Annotated in this window: 19 protein-coding genes; 4 read left to right on the top strand and 15 right to left on the bottom strand. The window is 26.4% G+C overall.

Features of this window, described 5'->3' with window-relative positions; translation table 11 throughout:
- The first annotated feature begins 207 nt into the window (after positions 1-207).
- From BT997_RS13390 to BT997_RS13405, 4 genes are all read left to right on the top strand, one after another.
- On the top strand, positions 208-1,203 hold the full coding sequence (locus BT997_RS13390; RefSeq protein WP_072682451.1) for a TRAP transporter substrate-binding protein: 996 nt from the start codon (positions 208-210) through the stop codon (positions 1,201-1,203).
- A 209-nt stretch (positions 1,204-1,412) separates the two neighbouring features.
- Positions 1,413-2,471, top strand: coding sequence for a TRAP transporter substrate-binding protein (locus BT997_RS13395; RefSeq protein WP_072682452.1), 1,059 nt, complete (start codon positions 1,413-1,415; stop codon positions 2,469-2,471).
- A gap of 2 nt (positions 2,472-2,473) precedes the next feature.
- Positions 2,474-3,094 (top strand): TRAP transporter small permease, encoded by a 621-nt coding sequence (locus BT997_RS13400; protein WP_072682453.1) that lies wholly within the window; start codon positions 2,474-2,476, stop codon positions 3,092-3,094.
- Positions 3,091-4,374 carry a TRAP transporter large permease gene (locus tag BT997_RS13405; protein WP_072682454.1) on the top strand — a complete coding sequence of 428 codons (1,284 nt, stop codon included), beginning with the start codon at positions 3,091-3,093 and terminating at the stop codon, positions 4,372-4,374. Before BT997_RS13400 ends, BT997_RS13405 begins: the two co-directional genes overlap by 4 nt.
- Before the next feature lie 161 nt (positions 4,375-4,535).
- Here the strand turns inward: BT997_RS13405 and BT997_RS13410 are convergent, their stop codons facing one another.
- From BT997_RS13410 to BT997_RS13480, 15 genes are all read right to left on the bottom strand, one after another.
- Complete coding sequence (locus BT997_RS13410) at positions 4,536-5,117, bottom strand: hypothetical protein (protein ID WP_072682455.1); 582 nt, start codon at positions 5,115-5,117, stop codon at positions 4,536-4,538.
- On the bottom strand, positions 5,117-5,650 hold the full coding sequence (locus BT997_RS13415; protein ID WP_072682456.1) for a type II secretion system protein J: 534 nt from the start codon (positions 5,648-5,650) through the stop codon (positions 5,117-5,119). The genes BT997_RS13410 and BT997_RS13415 overlap by 1 nt, the downstream gene beginning before the upstream one ends.
- A complete protein-coding gene (locus tag BT997_RS13420; protein ID WP_072682457.1) occupies positions 5,650-6,072 on the bottom strand; it encodes a type II secretion system protein J in 423 nt (140 codons plus the stop codon). The genes BT997_RS13415 and BT997_RS13420 overlap by 1 nt, the downstream gene beginning before the upstream one ends.
- 7 nt (positions 6,073-6,079) lie before the next feature.
- Positions 6,080-7,585: a GspE/PulE family protein gene (locus BT997_RS13425; RefSeq protein ID WP_072682458.1), complete on the bottom strand. Its 1,506-nt coding sequence runs from the start codon at positions 7,583-7,585 to the stop codon at positions 6,080-6,082.
- 1 nt (position 7,586) lies between these two features.
- Positions 7,587-9,542, bottom strand: coding sequence for a secretin N-terminal domain-containing protein (locus BT997_RS13430; RefSeq protein ID WP_143145206.1), 1,956 nt, complete (start codon positions 9,540-9,542; stop codon positions 7,587-7,589).
- A complete protein-coding gene (locus BT997_RS13435; RefSeq protein WP_072682459.1) occupies positions 9,529-10,347 on the bottom strand; it encodes a site-2 protease family protein in 819 nt (272 codons plus the stop codon). The genes BT997_RS13430 and BT997_RS13435 overlap by 14 nt, the downstream gene beginning before the upstream one ends.
- Entirely contained in the window at positions 10,331-10,858 is a 528-nt protein-coding gene (locus tag BT997_RS13440; protein ID WP_072682460.1) for a hypothetical protein, read from the bottom strand. Before BT997_RS13440 ends, BT997_RS13435 begins: the two co-directional genes overlap by 17 nt.
- A gap of 2 nt (positions 10,859-10,860) precedes the next feature.
- Positions 10,861-11,253 carry a hypothetical protein gene (locus tag BT997_RS13445; RefSeq protein WP_072682461.1) on the bottom strand — a complete coding sequence of 131 codons (393 nt, stop codon included), beginning with the start codon at positions 11,251-11,253 and terminating at the stop codon, positions 10,861-10,863.
- A complete protein-coding gene (locus BT997_RS13450) occupies positions 11,250-12,170 on the bottom strand; it encodes a hypothetical protein (protein ID WP_072682462.1) in 921 nt (306 codons plus the stop codon). Before BT997_RS13450 ends, BT997_RS13445 begins: the two co-directional genes overlap by 4 nt.
- On the bottom strand, positions 12,151-12,789 hold the full coding sequence (locus BT997_RS13455; RefSeq protein WP_072682463.1) for a hypothetical protein: 639 nt from the start codon (positions 12,787-12,789) through the stop codon (positions 12,151-12,153). Before BT997_RS13455 ends, BT997_RS13450 begins: the two co-directional genes overlap by 20 nt.
- Positions 12,790-12,794: 5 nt before the next feature.
- Positions 12,795-14,009 carry a type II secretion system F family protein gene (locus tag BT997_RS13460; protein ID WP_072682464.1) on the bottom strand — a complete coding sequence of 405 codons (1,215 nt, stop codon included), beginning with the start codon at positions 14,007-14,009 and terminating at the stop codon, positions 12,795-12,797.
- Positions 13,999-14,526, bottom strand: a complete 528-nt coding sequence (locus BT997_RS13465; RefSeq protein ID WP_072682465.1) for a type II secretion system protein — start codon at positions 14,524-14,526, stop codon at positions 13,999-14,001. Before BT997_RS13465 ends, BT997_RS13460 begins: the two co-directional genes overlap by 11 nt.
- Positions 14,527-14,544: 18 nt before the next feature.
- Positions 14,545-14,919 (bottom strand): type II secretion system major pseudopilin GspG, encoded by a 375-nt coding sequence (gspG, locus tag BT997_RS13470; RefSeq protein WP_072682466.1) that lies wholly within the window; start codon positions 14,917-14,919, stop codon positions 14,545-14,547.
- Between the two features lie 79 nt (positions 14,920-14,998).
- Positions 14,999-15,319, bottom strand: a complete 321-nt coding sequence (locus BT997_RS13475; RefSeq protein WP_072682467.1) for a hypothetical protein — start codon at positions 15,317-15,319, stop codon at positions 14,999-15,001.
- Positions 15,320-15,345: 26 nt separating this feature from the next.
- A complete protein-coding gene (locus BT997_RS13480; protein WP_072682468.1) occupies positions 15,346-15,663 on the bottom strand; it encodes a hypothetical protein in 318 nt (105 codons plus the stop codon).

Genomic DNA, 15,663 nt, shown 5'->3' on the forward strand with positions numbered 1-15,663 from the left:
TTAAAATGCGGTTAAACTAATTAATCCTATTAAGACTGCTTTAATAAAGGTATAATCTATATAAATTTTAAAAAAATATGACAATTCATTAAAATGCTATTTTCATGCTATTTTTCTCCTACTTTTTTTCAAAATTTACATTTTTGTACATAACTCTTACACAACTTTTAATTATACTTTTTTCATAAACAAATTTAAGGAGTGAATATGAAGAAATTAGTAATTGGAGCAGTTGCAGCAGCAGTACTTGCTACATCAGGGTTAGCAGCAGACTATACATTAAAGTTCTCACACGTAGTAAGTGATAACACACCAAAGGGAAAAGCAGCAAGATTCTTTGAACAAAGATTAGAAGAACTGTCTGGTGGAAAAATTGATGTACAAGTTTACCCATCTTCTCAGTTATATAAAGACAATGCGGTATTAAAAGCAATTAGATTAGATTCTGTTCAAATGGCAGCACCGTCATTTTCAAAATTTGGTAAAATCGTACCAAACTTAGCATTATTTGATTTACCATTTTTATTTAAAGATATGGGACACTTACATAGAGTTCAAGATGGTGAAGTTGGTGAAAAATTAAAAGCAATGGTTACTAAAAAAGGAATTGTAGCTTTAGATTTTTGGGATAATCACTTTAAACAATTATCATCGTCTAAAAAACCTCTAATTAAACCAGAAGATGCAAAAGGTCAAAAATTTAGAATCATGTCTTCAAAAGTACTTGAAGCACAATTCCATGCAGTTGGTGCAAATCCACAAATGATGCCTTTCTCTGAAGTTTATTCAGGTTTACAACAAGGTGTAATTGATGGTCAAGAGAATACAAACTCTAACATCTTTACTAAAAAATTCCACGAAGTTCAAAAATACTTAACTGTTACTAATCACGGTTATTTAGGTTACTTAGTTGTAATGTCTAAAAAATTCTGGAATAAATTACCTGCTGATTTACAAGCAAATGTAAAACAAGCTATGAAAGAAGCAACAGCTAAAGAAAGAGAATATGCAGAAGAATTAAATACTAAACAATTTAATGAAATCAAAGCATATGCTGAAAAAACAGGTAACTTAGAAATCATTACTTTAACTCCGGAGCAAAGAAATGAATGGGCTACAGCAGTTAGTAAAATCTACCCTGAGTTTTACTCTGATAGAAAAATTGGTGAAGATTTAATTAAAGGTGCATTAAACACTAAATAATTTTCACTTAAACCACCGAATTTTCGGTGGTTTAAAGCCATTCAAATCCTTTCTTAAAAACACATAAAAACTTCAAAAAAACAAAATTTTTCTTATAAAAAAACTATAAAGTAACACTAAAAAAACAAATTCAGAAATTTCTTTTAAAGTACATAATACGTACATAACTTTAGATTATAATTTTCCTAAAGTAGAAAAAAGGAGAATAAATGACAACTACAATGAAAAGTTTAATATCAAGTGTTGCAGTAGCTTCAATGTTGATATTTACTGGTTGTGGGGAAGACAAAAAAGAAGAGAAAACTATAGCTAAAAAACAGGCTGACTCAACAGGTCAATATGTACTAAAATTTTCTCATGTTGTTAGTCCAAATACACCAAAAGGAAAAGCAGCAGATTTCTTTGAACAAAGACTAGAAGAATTGAGTAAAGGTAGAATTGATGTACAAGTTTACCCATCATCTCAATTATATAAAGACAATGCTGTACTAAAAGCACTTAAACTTGATTCTGTTCAAATGGCAGCACCAAGTTTTTCTAAATTTGGTAAAATTGTACCTCAACTAGCTCTATTTGATTTACCATTTCTTTTTAAAGATATGGGTCATTTACATAGAGTTCAAGATGGTGAAGTTGGACAAAAACTAAAAGATATGGTTACATCAAAGGGATATGTAGCTTTAAACTTTTGGGATAATCACTTTAAACAACTATCATCTTCTAAAAAACCTCTAATTAAACCAGAAGATGCTGTTGGTCAAAAATTTAGAATCATGTCTTCAAAAGTACTTGAAGCACAATTCCATGCAGTTGGTGCAAATCCACAAATGATGCCTTTCTCTGAAGTTTATTCAGGATTACAACAAGGTGTAATTGATGGACAAGAGAATACAAACTCTAACATCTTTACTAAAAAGTTCCATGAAGTTCAAAAATATTTAACTGTGACAAACCATGGTTATCTAGGTTACTTAGTTGTAATGTCTCAAAAGTTTTGGGACAAATTACCAGCTGATTTACAAGCAAACGTAAAACAAGCGATGCAAGATGCAACTGATAAAGAAAGAGAATATGCAGAAGAATTAAATAATAAACAATTTAATGAAATCAAAGCATATGCTAAAAAAACTGGTAATCTAGAAATTATCAATTTATCAGCTGAACAAAAAGATGCTTGGAGACAAGCTGTAAGTAAAATCTACCCTGATTTCTACGACAATGGTAAAATTGGAGAAGAATTAATCAAGGGTGCATTAGCAACGGAGTAAGTATGTTTAAAATTATAAGTAAAATAATCGGTTTTATAAACCAATCAATTGCGGCAGTGGGTATTAGTGCTGGTGTTGCAGTTGCGTTTACAAATGTTGTAGCAAGATATGTTTTTGATGCTTCATTAGTATGGGCTACAGAGTTGACAATCTTTTTATTCATGTGGAGTATCTTTTTTGGTGCTGCTTATTGTTTCAAAAAAGATGCACATATCGCTGTAACAGTCGTATTAGATATTGTTCCTTCAAGAGTTGCAAAAGTTATGTTACTAATTTCACATTTAGTAACTATAGTATTCTTAGCAGCTGTTGCTTACTTTGGATATGAATATTTATTACTAGTTATTGAATTAGATGAAAGATCAATTGACCTTTGGGATATGCCAATGTGGATTGTTTATTTAGTTATTCCTGTTGCATTTTCATTCGCAGCTTATAGAGTTGCCGAAAGAATTCATGTAATTTTAACTACATCTCATGAGAAAATTTTAAAAGAGAGTGAAGCAGAACAAGTTCTTGCTGGTATGGGTATTGGAGCTAGTAGAAATGCTGATAATAAAAATGTTCAGGAGTTAAATAAAATGGTTAAAGAAGTTGAAAAGAAAACAGGAGGATTACTATGAGTGTAGCACTACTATTTGGAATATTTTTCTTCCTTGTAATTCTTGGAACTCCTATTTCTATATGTTTAGGAGCATCTACTTTTATAACATTAATGGTATTTACAGATATTTCTCCTATTGAAATTTCGTCAATGATGTTTGAAAAAATTGAACATTATTCATTAATGGCAATTCCTATGTTTATTTTTGCAGGTAACCTTTTATCAAAAGGAAGTGCGGCACAAAGAATTATTGAATTTGCTAAGTCAATTGTGGGTCACTTACCAGGTGGTCTTCCAATTTCTGCAATTTTTGCATCTATTATCTTTGCAGCTGTTTCTGGTTCATCTCCAGCAACTGTTGTTGCAATTGGTTCTATTATGTTTGGTGCAATCATTCAAGCGGGTTATCCTAAAAAATATGCTGTTGGTACTATTGCAACAGCAGGGTCATTAGGAATTTTAATTCCACCATCAATTGTACTTATCGTATATGGTGTAACAGCAGAAGTTTCTATTGGTAAACTATTTATGGCAGGTGTTATTCCAGGTATTGGACTTGGAATTATGATGATGGCAGTAACATATATTGGTGCAAGAAGACTTGGGTTTGAAAGAACTGAGCCTCAACCATTTAAAGTAAGATTAGAGAAGATGAAAGATGCTTCATGGGGTCTTATGACAATTGTTATTGTAATTGGTGGTATTTACGGTGGAATCTTTACTCCAACTGAAGCTGCAGCTGTAGCTTGTGTTTGGGCATTTGTTGTTTCTGTATTTATTTATAAAGATATTAAATTAACAAATATTTATAAAACAGCATTAGAGTCTGCAAAGACAACATCAATGATTATGTTTATTATTGCAAATGCAATGTTATTTGCACATTTCCTTACAATTGAAAATATTCCTCAAGGAATTACAAATGCACTAATTGAAGCAAATGTTGATAAATATATGTTCTTATTAATGGTTAACTTACTTCTAATTCTTGCAGGTTCATTTATGGAACCATCTGCAATTATTATGATTATGGTACCGTTATTACTTCCTGTTGCAGTTGCACTTGGAATTGATCCAATTCACTTTGGTATTGTAATTACGATCAATATGGAACTTGGAATGGTGTCCCCACCAGTTGGACTAAACCTGTTTGTAACATCTGGACTAACAGGTATGAGTATAAAAGATGTAATCGTAGCAGCTTTCCCATGGACAATGACAATCCTAGTTGGTCTTCTGTTAGTTACATATATTCCAGATATCGCATTATTCTTACCAAACTTAATGTATGGTTCATAAGGACTAAAAAAGAGCTTTTAAAGCATGATAAAATGAGGGAAACCTCATTTTATCAAAATCAAACTTCACAAAAAAACACAAAAAGCAAGAGTCCTTCGGTTGATTCTTACTTTCCTCTTGTTTTCAAGACAAAAAACAAATAAAGAAATTGAACTATTCATCTATTTTTTTAATAAATATTTCTTTACATAATATTTATTATTAGCTATTTTACACCATCCAAATTTATCACAATACTCAATATCTACTAAATCATCTCTTTTTTGTTTTTTTACTATATTTGCTTCAGAAAAAGGGTTATCATATATATTTGCAATATTTGAAACTACTCTCATTTTATTTGTTTTTTCTTTTTCTTTTTCTTTTTTAGTAGTTAAAACTTTTACTTTAGTTTCTTTTTTTTCTTTTAATTTATTTACTTCGTCTTTTAAAAAAGCTATTTCATTTTTTAAATTATTTAATTCATTTTGATTTATATTAAAAGTTTGATTTTCATTTGAATCATTTAGTAAAACTCTTTTATCTTTATAAAGTTCACTCATAATCAACTCTATTTTTTCATTTATTTTTTCTATTTCATCACTATTTAAAGAACTCTTATCTTTTGTAATAGATACATCTTTTAACAAACTTTCAAACCCTACTTTGAACAAAAAAAGTTCTAGTTCTGTAGTTTTAACAACATTATCATTTGAAAATAAAATATTAAAACTCATCACTAATATAAATAAATATCTAAACATCAATTCTCCATACTAAAAGTAGAAAAAACTATTTTCTCTTTATCTTTTTGTTTTACTATAAATAAAACTTTATCATCTTTTTGTAATACAATGAATTTCTCAATATCTTTTAATAAAATATCTATAAAACTACTATTATAAAACTCTATTGATGATTTTTCTTTTTGAAACTTATCTTTACTCTCTATTCTTACTAAGTGATTATTAGAAGATATCATATATGTTATATTTGAATAAAAAGCATTATGAAAACTATTATTACTTTTAAACATCACCATTGAATTTTTATCTCTATCTTGTAGAAAATCTATTTTTCCTTTTGATTCTGCAATATCTTCAGTAAATATATTATAAAGATGGTTAATCTCATCTTTTTTATTTATATGACTTTCAAACTTACTATTTGATAATTCTGTATCATCTAAAGTTTTATACATAAAAACTAATATAATCATAAATATAGTGATAGAAATTACAACTTCTAATAGTGTGAATGCTTTTTTACCTGTAAATAGGATTCTGTTACTATTCATCAAAGTTCTAGTTTAAACCTATAAATATCTTTTTTGATACCATTTTCAAAACTATATGAAGTTTTATATTCACTTATTTTTAGAGAAAAGTCGTCACCTTTATATTCTTGGGTTTCTAAAATTTCATCTTTTACTTTTATTTTTATTTCTTTAAATTCTCTTCTTAAATCATCATCTTGAATAGAAAAAAGTCTATCCATATAAATATTTTCATTTCTTTTTTTATACTCTTGTGTATCCATTGCCATCATTAAATACTCTTTATTCTTTTTTTCAGTAGTAGCTCTATCTAATATGAAGATATTATTGCTTTTTATTTGAAAAAGTGAAAGCATTACGATAGAAAGTAAAGATGTAGCAATAATAACTTCCATTAAAGAAAATGATTTTTTACCTCTAAACATGATTTCATTTTTCTTCATCATGATTCTATTTTATTCCAATCCTAACTGCTTCATCAACAGAGGTATCACCATTTATTAGCATCAATTTTAATTGCTCATGTAGTGGTATCATTTTATTTTCTAAAGATAATTTCATTAAAGTATTATCATCAACTTCACCTTTTAGATACTCTTTTATCTCTTCACTTATAACAAAAATTTCTCCAATAGCAACACGTCCTGTATAACCTGTAAAATTACAAGATTTACACCCTACACTTTTATATATCTTATTACTATGTTCTAAACCAAAAAGTTCGTGAGAAGCATCTGATTGGTCTTCACATTTACACTCATTACAAAGTTTTCTCACCAACCTTTGAGCAAGTACGGCAAGTAAAGAAGATGAAATTAAAAACTTTTCAACTCCCATATCTATAAGCCTTGTAATTGCAGCAGGAGCTCTATTTGTATGAAGAGTAGAAAACAGTAAGTGTCCTGTTAATGCAGCTTGAACAGCAATAGAAGCTGTCTCATTATCTCTAATCTCACCCAACATGATAATATCTGGGTCTTGTCTTAAAATTGAACGAAGCCCAGATGCAAAAGTAAGCCCTACTTTATTGTTTACTTGTATTTGTGAAAAATCATTTGATTTATATTCAACTGGATCTTCAACTGTGATGATATTTTTTTCTTCACTTACAACTTGATGCAATAAAGAGTGTAAGGTTGTCGATTTTCCACTTCCTGTTGGTCCAGTTACAAGTACCATTCCATATGAGTTCTTAACAACTTTTTCAAGTTCATTTGTAATATATGAAGGGAAACCAAGTTCAGTAAGATTTAGTAAATCATCACTTTGCATCAAAATCCTCATAACTACTCGTTCACCATAAAAAGTTGGTAAAATAGAAACCCTGATATCTAAAGTATTCCCTGCAATTTTTATCTGTGTTCGTCCATCTTGGGGAATTCTTTTTTCACTAATATCTAAATTTGATATAACTTTAATTCTAGAGATTACAAGTGACATAATATTTTTATCAAGTTCAATATGTTTAGCTAAAACACCATCTATTCTATATCTTACTTCTGATTTATATTCGTGCATCTCAATATGAATATCCGAAGCTTTTTTCTTAATTGCTTGATAAAAAAGTGAGTTTACAAATTTGATAATTGGAGCAGACTCTTCTGAAGTTAAAATATCACTTCCAACTTTTAAAAATTCGCTTACTGAAAAATCTTCATCTTCTAAAGTTGCATCTTCTTGTTCTTGCTGAATTGCACTCATCTCTTTATCAGTTTTTATCTCTAAAAAACGGTTATAAAGTTTTTCATATGAAATTTCATCTAAAAAAACAATCTCATACTCATAATCACATTTTGAAAGATAATCAAAAGAAAGACTTATATAATCATTTGATAAAGCAATAACAACTTTATCCTCTAGTTTTGTGAAAAGCACATAATTTTTTAATGCTTTATCATATGCTTTTATTTCATCATAAGGAACTAACGAAGTATCATGTATTTCTTTTATATTCATATTACTGACCTAAAAATTCTTTTACTCTTTGTTCATGTAGTTTCTCAGAGCTCATCTTTTCTTTTGTTTGAGTATAGTCATTTTCATTTTTTAAAGAATTAAGTTCTTCGTCTAAATCATTTAGTTTTTCTTCATACTCTCTTTCTTCTTTTTTATTTTTTATCTGATTCTTTTTTACTCTTATTAGAGATTCTATTAAATATTTATCTTCAATAGATTTTAACTTGGCAAGCTCATTTCGTACAAAAGTCAAATCTTTTGCTTTTGGGATTAAATATGGAGTAATAATTATTACTAAATTTTTTCTTTCTCCACTTTTACTATCATTTTGAAATAATCTACCAAGTAATGGAATATCACCAAAACCAGGAACCTTATCAACTGTATTTTCTTTTCTATCTTCTATTAACCCACCAATAATTACACTTTCACCATTATTAACAATTGCAGTTGTTTTTACCTCTTTTTTAGAAGTATCAGGATTTCCACTTGAAGTATTTGTTTGTTTAACACCTTCTAAAATTGTATTAATTTCTAAAGTAACTTTATTATCATTTGAGATTCTAGGTTTTACTTTTAGTGTCAATCCTATATCTTCTCTTGCAAATGAATTATTAACTGTACCACCATCAGTTGTACTTGTCCCAGTTTGAATTGAAATAGTTTCACCTACATAAATTGAACTCTCTTTATTGTTTATACATAAAATTGAAGGTTCAGATACGACATCTAAAGCGTAGTTTTGATTCAAAAATGAAATAGAAGCACCAAGAGCAAGTCCTGAACTCAATGTTGGTATATCAAGTCCAATAGTACCTATATCAAAAGGAAGAGCTGAACCATTATTTAATTTTGAAGAAAAACTATATAATCCAGAACTAGTAGTTTTTCCGCCTAAGATTCCATACTTAATACCAATATCATTTACCATATCATTATTTACTTCTATAATCCTAGCTTTTACATAAACTTGTGCTTTATCTTTATCAAGTTGAGACAATAACTCTTTTATATATTCAACTTCGTCACTAGGGCCCATTAGAACAATTGAATTTGTTTCTTCATCAACTGAAGATAGCGGTTTACTATCAGGGTCAATATATTTTTTCTTTCCAATAATTCCATCAATTATCTTAATAACATTTATAGCTTCCACATTTTTTAAAGTATAAACCTCAACTACTCTTTTTATTAGAGATTCATTACTATCCATTTTACTAATATATTTTTTTAAATAATTTGTATTAATTCTATTTCCAATAATTACTAAAGAATTATTCTCTTTGTTTGATACAACTTGAACTTTTTCGGTTTCTATTTTAGGATTAAAAATTGATTTAGCAATTGCATCCAAGTTCTTTTTTGCATCTATTGCTTGTATATTTTTTAGTTCAATAACTTCCATACTTTTTTTAGCACCAGAAGTCATAATCCCAACTACTTTTTTTACAGTTACAATATTATCTTGAAAATCAGTTAACACTAAAGTGTTTGCATCTTTATTTGTTACAAGTTTTGCATTTTTTGAGATAAGATGACGAACTTTTGAAGCTATATAATCTACATTTGCATTATAAACTTTAAAAACCTCTGTTACCATTTGATTGTATTTATGTTTTGATTTTGAAGTTATTACGGGTACGTTATTTTTAGCACCTTCTGCTAACTTTACTATTCTTAGCATATCCTCATTATTTACAAGAGTAAAACCTTTTGATTCAAGAACATAGATTAAAATTTTTACTAATTCTTTTTTATCTACAGGTTTATTTGAGATAAAGTCTACTTTTCCTTTTACATCCTGAGTTACAAGTATATTTTTATCTATTATTTTAGAAGTAATTTTCACCAAATCCATTATCTGCAAATCTTTAAAATTTATATTTATTTTTTCTTCATCTGCAAAAGAAAAGCAACCAAATAAAACCACCAATAAAAAAACTTTAATCAATTTCATAATCTAACTCCACGATTTCATTATTTCTTAAAACTTCAATAGTCAAATACTCTAATTTATTTATCTCATTATATATTTTAAAGGCATCTGCATAAGAGTTTATTTTATTTCCATTAATACCTTTTATCACGTCATTTTGCTTTAAACCAAGTTTTCCAAAAACTGAGTTTTTATTTACTTTATCAATTTTAAAACCATCAATTTTTCCAGCTTTTCTTATATCTTTTATTGCAATATCTTTCCAAACTTTATCAAGATTATTTACATAAGAGTTAAGATAATTTCTTTTTACTTTAATAGTATCTTCATTCACTATTATATTTTCATTTCCTTGAGGAGTTTCATTTTTAAATTCATATGCCACTTTCTTATCAAGAGGTAGCTCTATTTTAAACTCTTCTAGATTTTTTTCAAAAACAATATATTTTTTATATAGCTTAGTAAGAGTATATCCATTAAACTTTTCATATTGTTCTAATATCGTACTTTTATTTGATGATTTCTCTTGAATTATTGCCCAACCACCGTTATTTGACGTGGAATAAACAGCTTTAAGTTGATATTTTGAAAGGGTTTCAATAGTTTTTACTTTTATTTTTTTATCTATTTTTGGTGTATTCATTTTAACATTTGAATAAAAACCATCATACTTTTGATATGGTAAACTAATATTTGAATTATCTAAAAACTCTATTCCATTTTTGGGTAATAATAAAGAGAAAATAGTCATCAATACATATGCAAATAGTATTACAAAAGCATAAGGTACAGTTTTTTCTAAAAAAGTATTAAAGTTTATATTCATAATAATACTTCCCATCTTTTAGTTTAAATTGATTTAAAATATTTCTATATTTTGTTTTCATAAGAGTTGAAGGAATCAGTTCTCCTAGAACTTTCTTATCAAAAAGAGAATAACTTCCTTTAAACTCACCAAAATCACCAATAGAATTAATCTTAATACTATTAAAATTTATAATTGAATGACTTAACTCTAATCTTTCTATCTTCGAAGGCAAGAAGTTTTTTAAAGAATTAGAAACTCTTATTTTTTCTATATTTACTTTTGAAAATATTAGATATGTACTTATATTAGCATTTTGAATGAGAGCAGTATTTATTCCATCATAGTAAACTTCTGAGCTATTTATATTCAAAGAAAAAAGTTCTTCATTTCTTACTTCTTCTGAAATAATAATATTATGTTTATACAACTCTTTTTCTAGCAAATTGTATAAGCTTTCTTTTGGTAAAAAAATCAATAGTGATATAAAAAAAACTGAGATAAGTAAAATAGTTTTAAATATAAACTTCATGATTAAATTCCTATTTCCATTGAAATACTTCTTTTTTGAATATCAAGTTTTTTTAGTATTAATTTTTCATTTAATATCTTATTTAAAAACTTATTTAACACCCTCGGATTTTTTGATTCTATTTTTAACTTTATAATATTTGAGTTCTCAACTTTTAATATTTTCTCTTTTCTAAAAGTAGAATTTCTAACAATATTATCAATTTTTCTTCTTATTTGATTTTTATTAAACCAAGTTTTTTTATACTCCTTAAAATCTTTTGATTTCATTTTTACATTTTCATATGTTTGAATACTATTTTTGTATTCTTCTTTTTTATTAGAAACAGATACAAAAGAAACTATAAAAACAGTTATCATCAGTGCTAAAATATACATAGGATTTAATTTATTCATAGTTTAATCCTAACTTTTAAAACAAAAGAGTTTGCACTGCTTGATAATATTTTATATTTTTTTGATAAAAAATCATCTACCTTATTTTTATCAACTGATAAATATTCTAAGTTTAAAGTTTCATTCTCAATATTTAAGCTTTTTAAATCGAAATTTCTATTACTCAAAACATATGCAATAGCTTCTCTTTTTTTATTCTCTTTTTTTATACTTTTATCATATTTACTTAAAATAGAATTTGTCTGAATCATACTAGAAGGTAATTTACTTATCTTTTTTAACTTTTCTATAGCAACTTCATTTTTATTTATTTGAGAAGAAAAATCAACATATTTTATGATATTTGTTACTATTAATAAAGCAAAAAATAAAAACATCAAATAATAATACTTTGTATTTACAACATCATTATATAATTTGATTTGAAGTTTATAGGTACTTAATTTTATATTGTTAATAACCTTTTTTAAATCCATCACATCATCTAAAAGGTTATTTGGAACTTTTATAAGAATACCTTCTGAGGTATACATAAATTTCAACTCATCTACTTTAAAAGATTTAAAATTTTGACACTCATTTTGTGCAAAATAAATTGATGAAATATTTGATATAGGAATATTTAAAGTTTTTATAGTTTCATATATTTTTTTATTATTGTAAGCAAAACATAAAAAAATGTTCTCTTCTAGTTTTATAACTTGATAAGTTAAAGTTGAAGTATCATCAATAATATCTTCAAAAAGTGTAGGTAAAACATGGCGAGCTTGAGTTTCTGTTTTAACAGGAATTTCAAATTTCCTCACCCAATAAAATTCAGGAGAGATTATAATCTCTAGGTTCCCAACAAAGTGAGTAATTTTAGTTTTTGTTGTCAAAAATATTTTTTGTGTTTCTTTACTTGAAACTAATGTCAAAATATTCAACCTTCCCATCATTTTTTAAAATATAATACGCACTTGCAATAGCACTGTTATATTTTGCTTCAATACTAAGTTCATATAAATTTTCAGCTTTTAAAAAACCTAAATCTTCTTTTATTCTTAGTATTTCTTCACTGTAACTTTTTATAATAAAAGCATTTATTATATCATCTACTTGCTTACTAGTCTCAACTTTTTTGTTTTCAATTTGTAACTTTTCTTCATAAATTTCTTTAAAAAGTTCATAATCAAAAACGTTATTAGAAATAAAATGTTCCTCAATTACTTGCGAATCTTTATTTCTCATTTCATTTATATCTATTTTTTCATACTTTTTTATACCAAACTTGATATCTAAATCATCTATTTTAATAGGAATACTTGTTTGCAAAAGTTCATTTTCTAAAACCTCATCGATATCATCTTTATGCTCTCTTAACAGTTTTGAGACTTCATTTTTTGTATTTTTTATTGCTATTAATACTTGTGTATTATTTAAACTATAATTTTGTTTTTCTAAAAAGACATCAGTATCATCAAGATTTTTTAAAATCAGTAAACTGATTGTTGTAATAAAAAAAAGAGTGATTAATAATACAACACCTTTTTTCATAAAAACTATCCTAGGTTCATAGAAAATATTGGTAATAGCATAGATAGAACAATAATTCCAATAGTTATACCTACAAAAAGCATAAAAACCGGTCCTAATAAAGATAAAAGAACATCTGTTTTATCTTTATTCGCTTCATTATATAGTTGTGCTAGATTATTTAGAATCTCACTCAACCTACTTGTATCTTCACCAATAGAAATAGAATGAATAAATGATTCATCTATTTTATAAATCTTATTATTATATAAAAGAGTAGATAGTTTTTTACCTTCTACCACACTTTTAGAAGACTCTACAAAAACTTTTTTAATAACAGAGTTTTTTAATATATTTGCGCTCAAATTTATAGACTGAACAATAGGAACTCCTGATTTAATTAAAATTGAATTCATGTAAGAAAATCTTGCAAGTTCCGCTTGTTCAATCAATTTCTTAAAAAAAGGAAGTTTTAACAAAAACTTGTCAAAAGTATATTTAAAAAGAGTACTTTTTTTAAGAAGAAATACAAATGTTAAAATGAATATACTTAAAAATAAAAGAATATATAGATAGTTATTTGAAAAAAAGTCTCCCAAGATAATTACAATTTTTGTGATTTCAGGTAACTCTTGATCGTGTTGCGCAAAAATTGATGTAATTTTAGGAACAATAAAGCTTAGCATAAAACCAACTGTAAAGAATGATACAAAAAGGATAAATAAAGGATAAATTGAAGCAGAAGTCACCTGTTTTCTTATTCTATCCTGTTCTTTTAAAAATACTGAAAGCTCTAAAAGAACTGATTCTAAAAGACCTCCACTTTCACTAACTTTTATAGATTGTTTATAAAACTCTGGAAGCCTTACAATCTTTTGAGAATCTAAAGCATCATAAAAAGTTTTACCTTCATCAAGATATGTTTTTACGGTATCAAAAAAAGTATATAAAGACTTATTGTCTTTATATCTTTGTTTAAGTAAATTCATAGAACCTATTAAAGTAATACCAGATTTTAAATATATACTTAAATCACGGCTAAGATAAGAGAGTGTTGGTAAATCAAGTTTCTTACTTCTTTTAAAAGATACTTTACCAAAGTTAAAAGTATCTTCTTTTAAACTTGTATACAAAATACCTTTTGCTTTTAACTTTATTTTTGCTTCTTCTAAAGATATTGCTTCTATTTTTGATTTTACTTTTAAACCAGTTGAATCAAAACCACTATATTTATAAAGCATCTTTTACCTCTATTTCATTTTCAGAAAACTTATCTACGATTTCATTTGTATTTTCAAATACTTTTGCATTTTTTAAAATTGATGAAAAGAGATAAACTCTTTCATCTAAAGTATCTACTATAATATCTTTATGTTTTTTATCACTATTTATTTTTAGTTCAAAAAAAGGTTCATATTCAATATCGTCAAGTCTTATCTTTGTAAAATCATAACTATTTAAATCTTTATTATAATTATAAACTTCAGGAATTTGAGTAAAAAGATTTTTTATTTTTATATCTTTATTTATATTTTCATCAATAAAAATATAACAATCTTTTGTTTCCTCTTCTATACAAACTAAAGACAAAGTATTTTCATAAGAAAACTTCTTTAGCATAAACTCTTTTACATTTTCTAAACTTACTTTATACTCTTTCTCTTTTTTTATATTAAAACTTGAAAAAACTAAATAAGAGACAATAGAAATAAGAAGTATTACAATAACAAGTTCTATTAGAGTAAATGATTTTTTCACTCTAATAGACTTTATGATTTATTTATTACATTTAGAGTAATAAATATCATCTTCTGTACTCTCTTTTTTATCAGCACCCATTGATACTAAATCAAATGACTTATCTTTTTGAAGATATATAAAACTATTTCCCCAAGTATCTTTTGGAAGTTTTCCATCTTCAAAATATTTTTTTTCTACAAGTAAGCTTAATCCTTCTTCAGTAGTAGGATAAGAAGATATATCTAGTTTATAAAGTTTAAGTGCTTGTGCAACACTTTTCATTTGAATACATACTATTTTTTCCTTTGCTTCTTCACTTTTACCTGTAAGATTTGGTAAAACAAAAGCTGCTAGAAGACCTAGTATAATAATAACAACCATAAGTTCCATTAAAGAGAACGCTTTTTTCAATGTTTTTTCCTTTTATATCCATTTTTACATGATTTTATCATAGCAAAACTTCTATCTTTTTTAGTTACATTTTTTTAGTTTATAAGAAATGTATTGCACTAGCTTTACAATACTTTGCACTACTTCCTGAAAAAAGTATTTCAGGAACACCATGGATGACAAGTTTATTTTTTGAATGATATGCTGATAATACCATACTTAAATTTGCGTCAAACCCAATATCTGATTTTGTAATAAAATAACCTGTGCATTCGTCAATAGGATTTTCTATTTTAAAAAGAACAGCTTCATTAGTTGGAAATGAATAAATTTGAATGACTTTTGTTTTTCCACTTGGAATAACTGAAGCAACTAATAAACAATAACTACTCAATAATATAAAACAAACTTTTTTTAACATTCTTTTCCTTTTTTAATATCTTATTTTTATGGAACTATAATTGCATTGATAAAACATACATCCTTATCAAATATTATTTTAACATTTTGATTACTTGTCTTTGAAGATAGTAATAAAGAAAACTCTTTATTAAAATTATCTCTTGCTGGATTTAAACATAACGTATCCCATGAGCTATAACAAGTGCACTTTGTATAATCTATAATAGGTGTTGGATTATCTAACCTAAAAGTGATTGTTTTACCATCATAAGCAGAAGACAAATCTTTTACTTTTCCTATGTGCCATCCTTGTGTAGCAAATAAACTTGCGCTAATTATCATAGCTAATAGTATTTTTTTCAT

It is taken from the genome of Arcobacter sp. LA11 (genome assembly GCF_001895145.1).
Classification (GTDB): domain Bacteria; phylum Campylobacterota; class Campylobacteria; order Campylobacterales; family Arcobacteraceae; genus Halarcobacter.

Coding starts and splice junctions, on each gene's coding strand:
- BT997_RS13405 (WP_072682454.1), top strand. CDS start 3,091: ATGAGTGTAGCACTACTATTTGGAATATTTTTCTTCCTTGTAATTCTT.
- BT997_RS13460 (WP_072682464.1), bottom strand. CDS start 14,009: ATGCTTTATAAATATAGTGGTTTTGATTCAACTGGTTTAAAAGTAAAA.
- BT997_RS13430 (WP_143145206.1), bottom strand. CDS start 9,542: ATGAAATTGATTAAAGTTTTTTTATTGGTGGTTTTATTTGGTTGCTTT.
- BT997_RS13455 (WP_072682463.1), bottom strand. CDS start 12,789: ATGAAAAAAGGTGTTGTATTATTAATCACTCTTTTTTTTATTACAACA.
- BT997_RS13445 (WP_072682461.1), bottom strand. CDS start 11,253: ATGAATAAATTAAATCCTATGTATATTTTAGCACTGATGATAACTGTT.
- BT997_RS13480 (WP_072682468.1), bottom strand. CDS start 15,663: ATGAAAAAAATACTATTAGCTATGATAATTAGCGCAAGTTTATTTGCT.
- BT997_RS13410 (WP_072682455.1), bottom strand. CDS start 5,117: ATGTTTAGATATTTATTTATATTAGTGATGAGTTTTAATATTTTATTT.
- BT997_RS13400 (WP_072682453.1), top strand. CDS start 2,474: ATGTTTAAAATTATAAGTAAAATAATCGGTTTTATAAACCAATCAATT.
- BT997_RS13440 (WP_072682460.1), bottom strand. CDS start 10,858: ATGAAGTTTATATTTAAAACTATTTTACTTATCTCAGTTTTTTTTATA.
- BT997_RS13475 (WP_072682467.1), bottom strand. CDS start 15,319: ATGTTAAAAAAAGTTTGTTTTATATTATTGAGTAGTTATTGTTTATTA.
- BT997_RS13425 (WP_072682458.1), bottom strand. CDS start 7,585: ATGAATATAAAAGAAATACATGATACTTCGTTAGTTCCTTATGATGAA.
- BT997_RS13390 (WP_072682451.1), top strand. CDS start 208: ATGAAGAAATTAGTAATTGGAGCAGTTGCAGCAGCAGTACTTGCTACA.
- BT997_RS13435 (WP_072682459.1), bottom strand. CDS start 10,347: ATGAATATAAACTTTAATACTTTTTTAGAAAAAACTGTACCTTATGCT.
- BT997_RS13395 (WP_072682452.1), top strand. CDS start 1,413: ATGACAACTACAATGAAAAGTTTAATATCAAGTGTTGCAGTAGCTTCA.
- BT997_RS13415 (WP_072682456.1), bottom strand. CDS start 5,650: ATGAATAGTAACAGAATCCTATTTACAGGTAAAAAAGCATTCACACTA.
- BT997_RS13420 (WP_072682457.1), bottom strand. CDS start 6,072: ATGAAGAAAAATGAAATCATGTTTAGAGGTAAAAAATCATTTTCTTTA.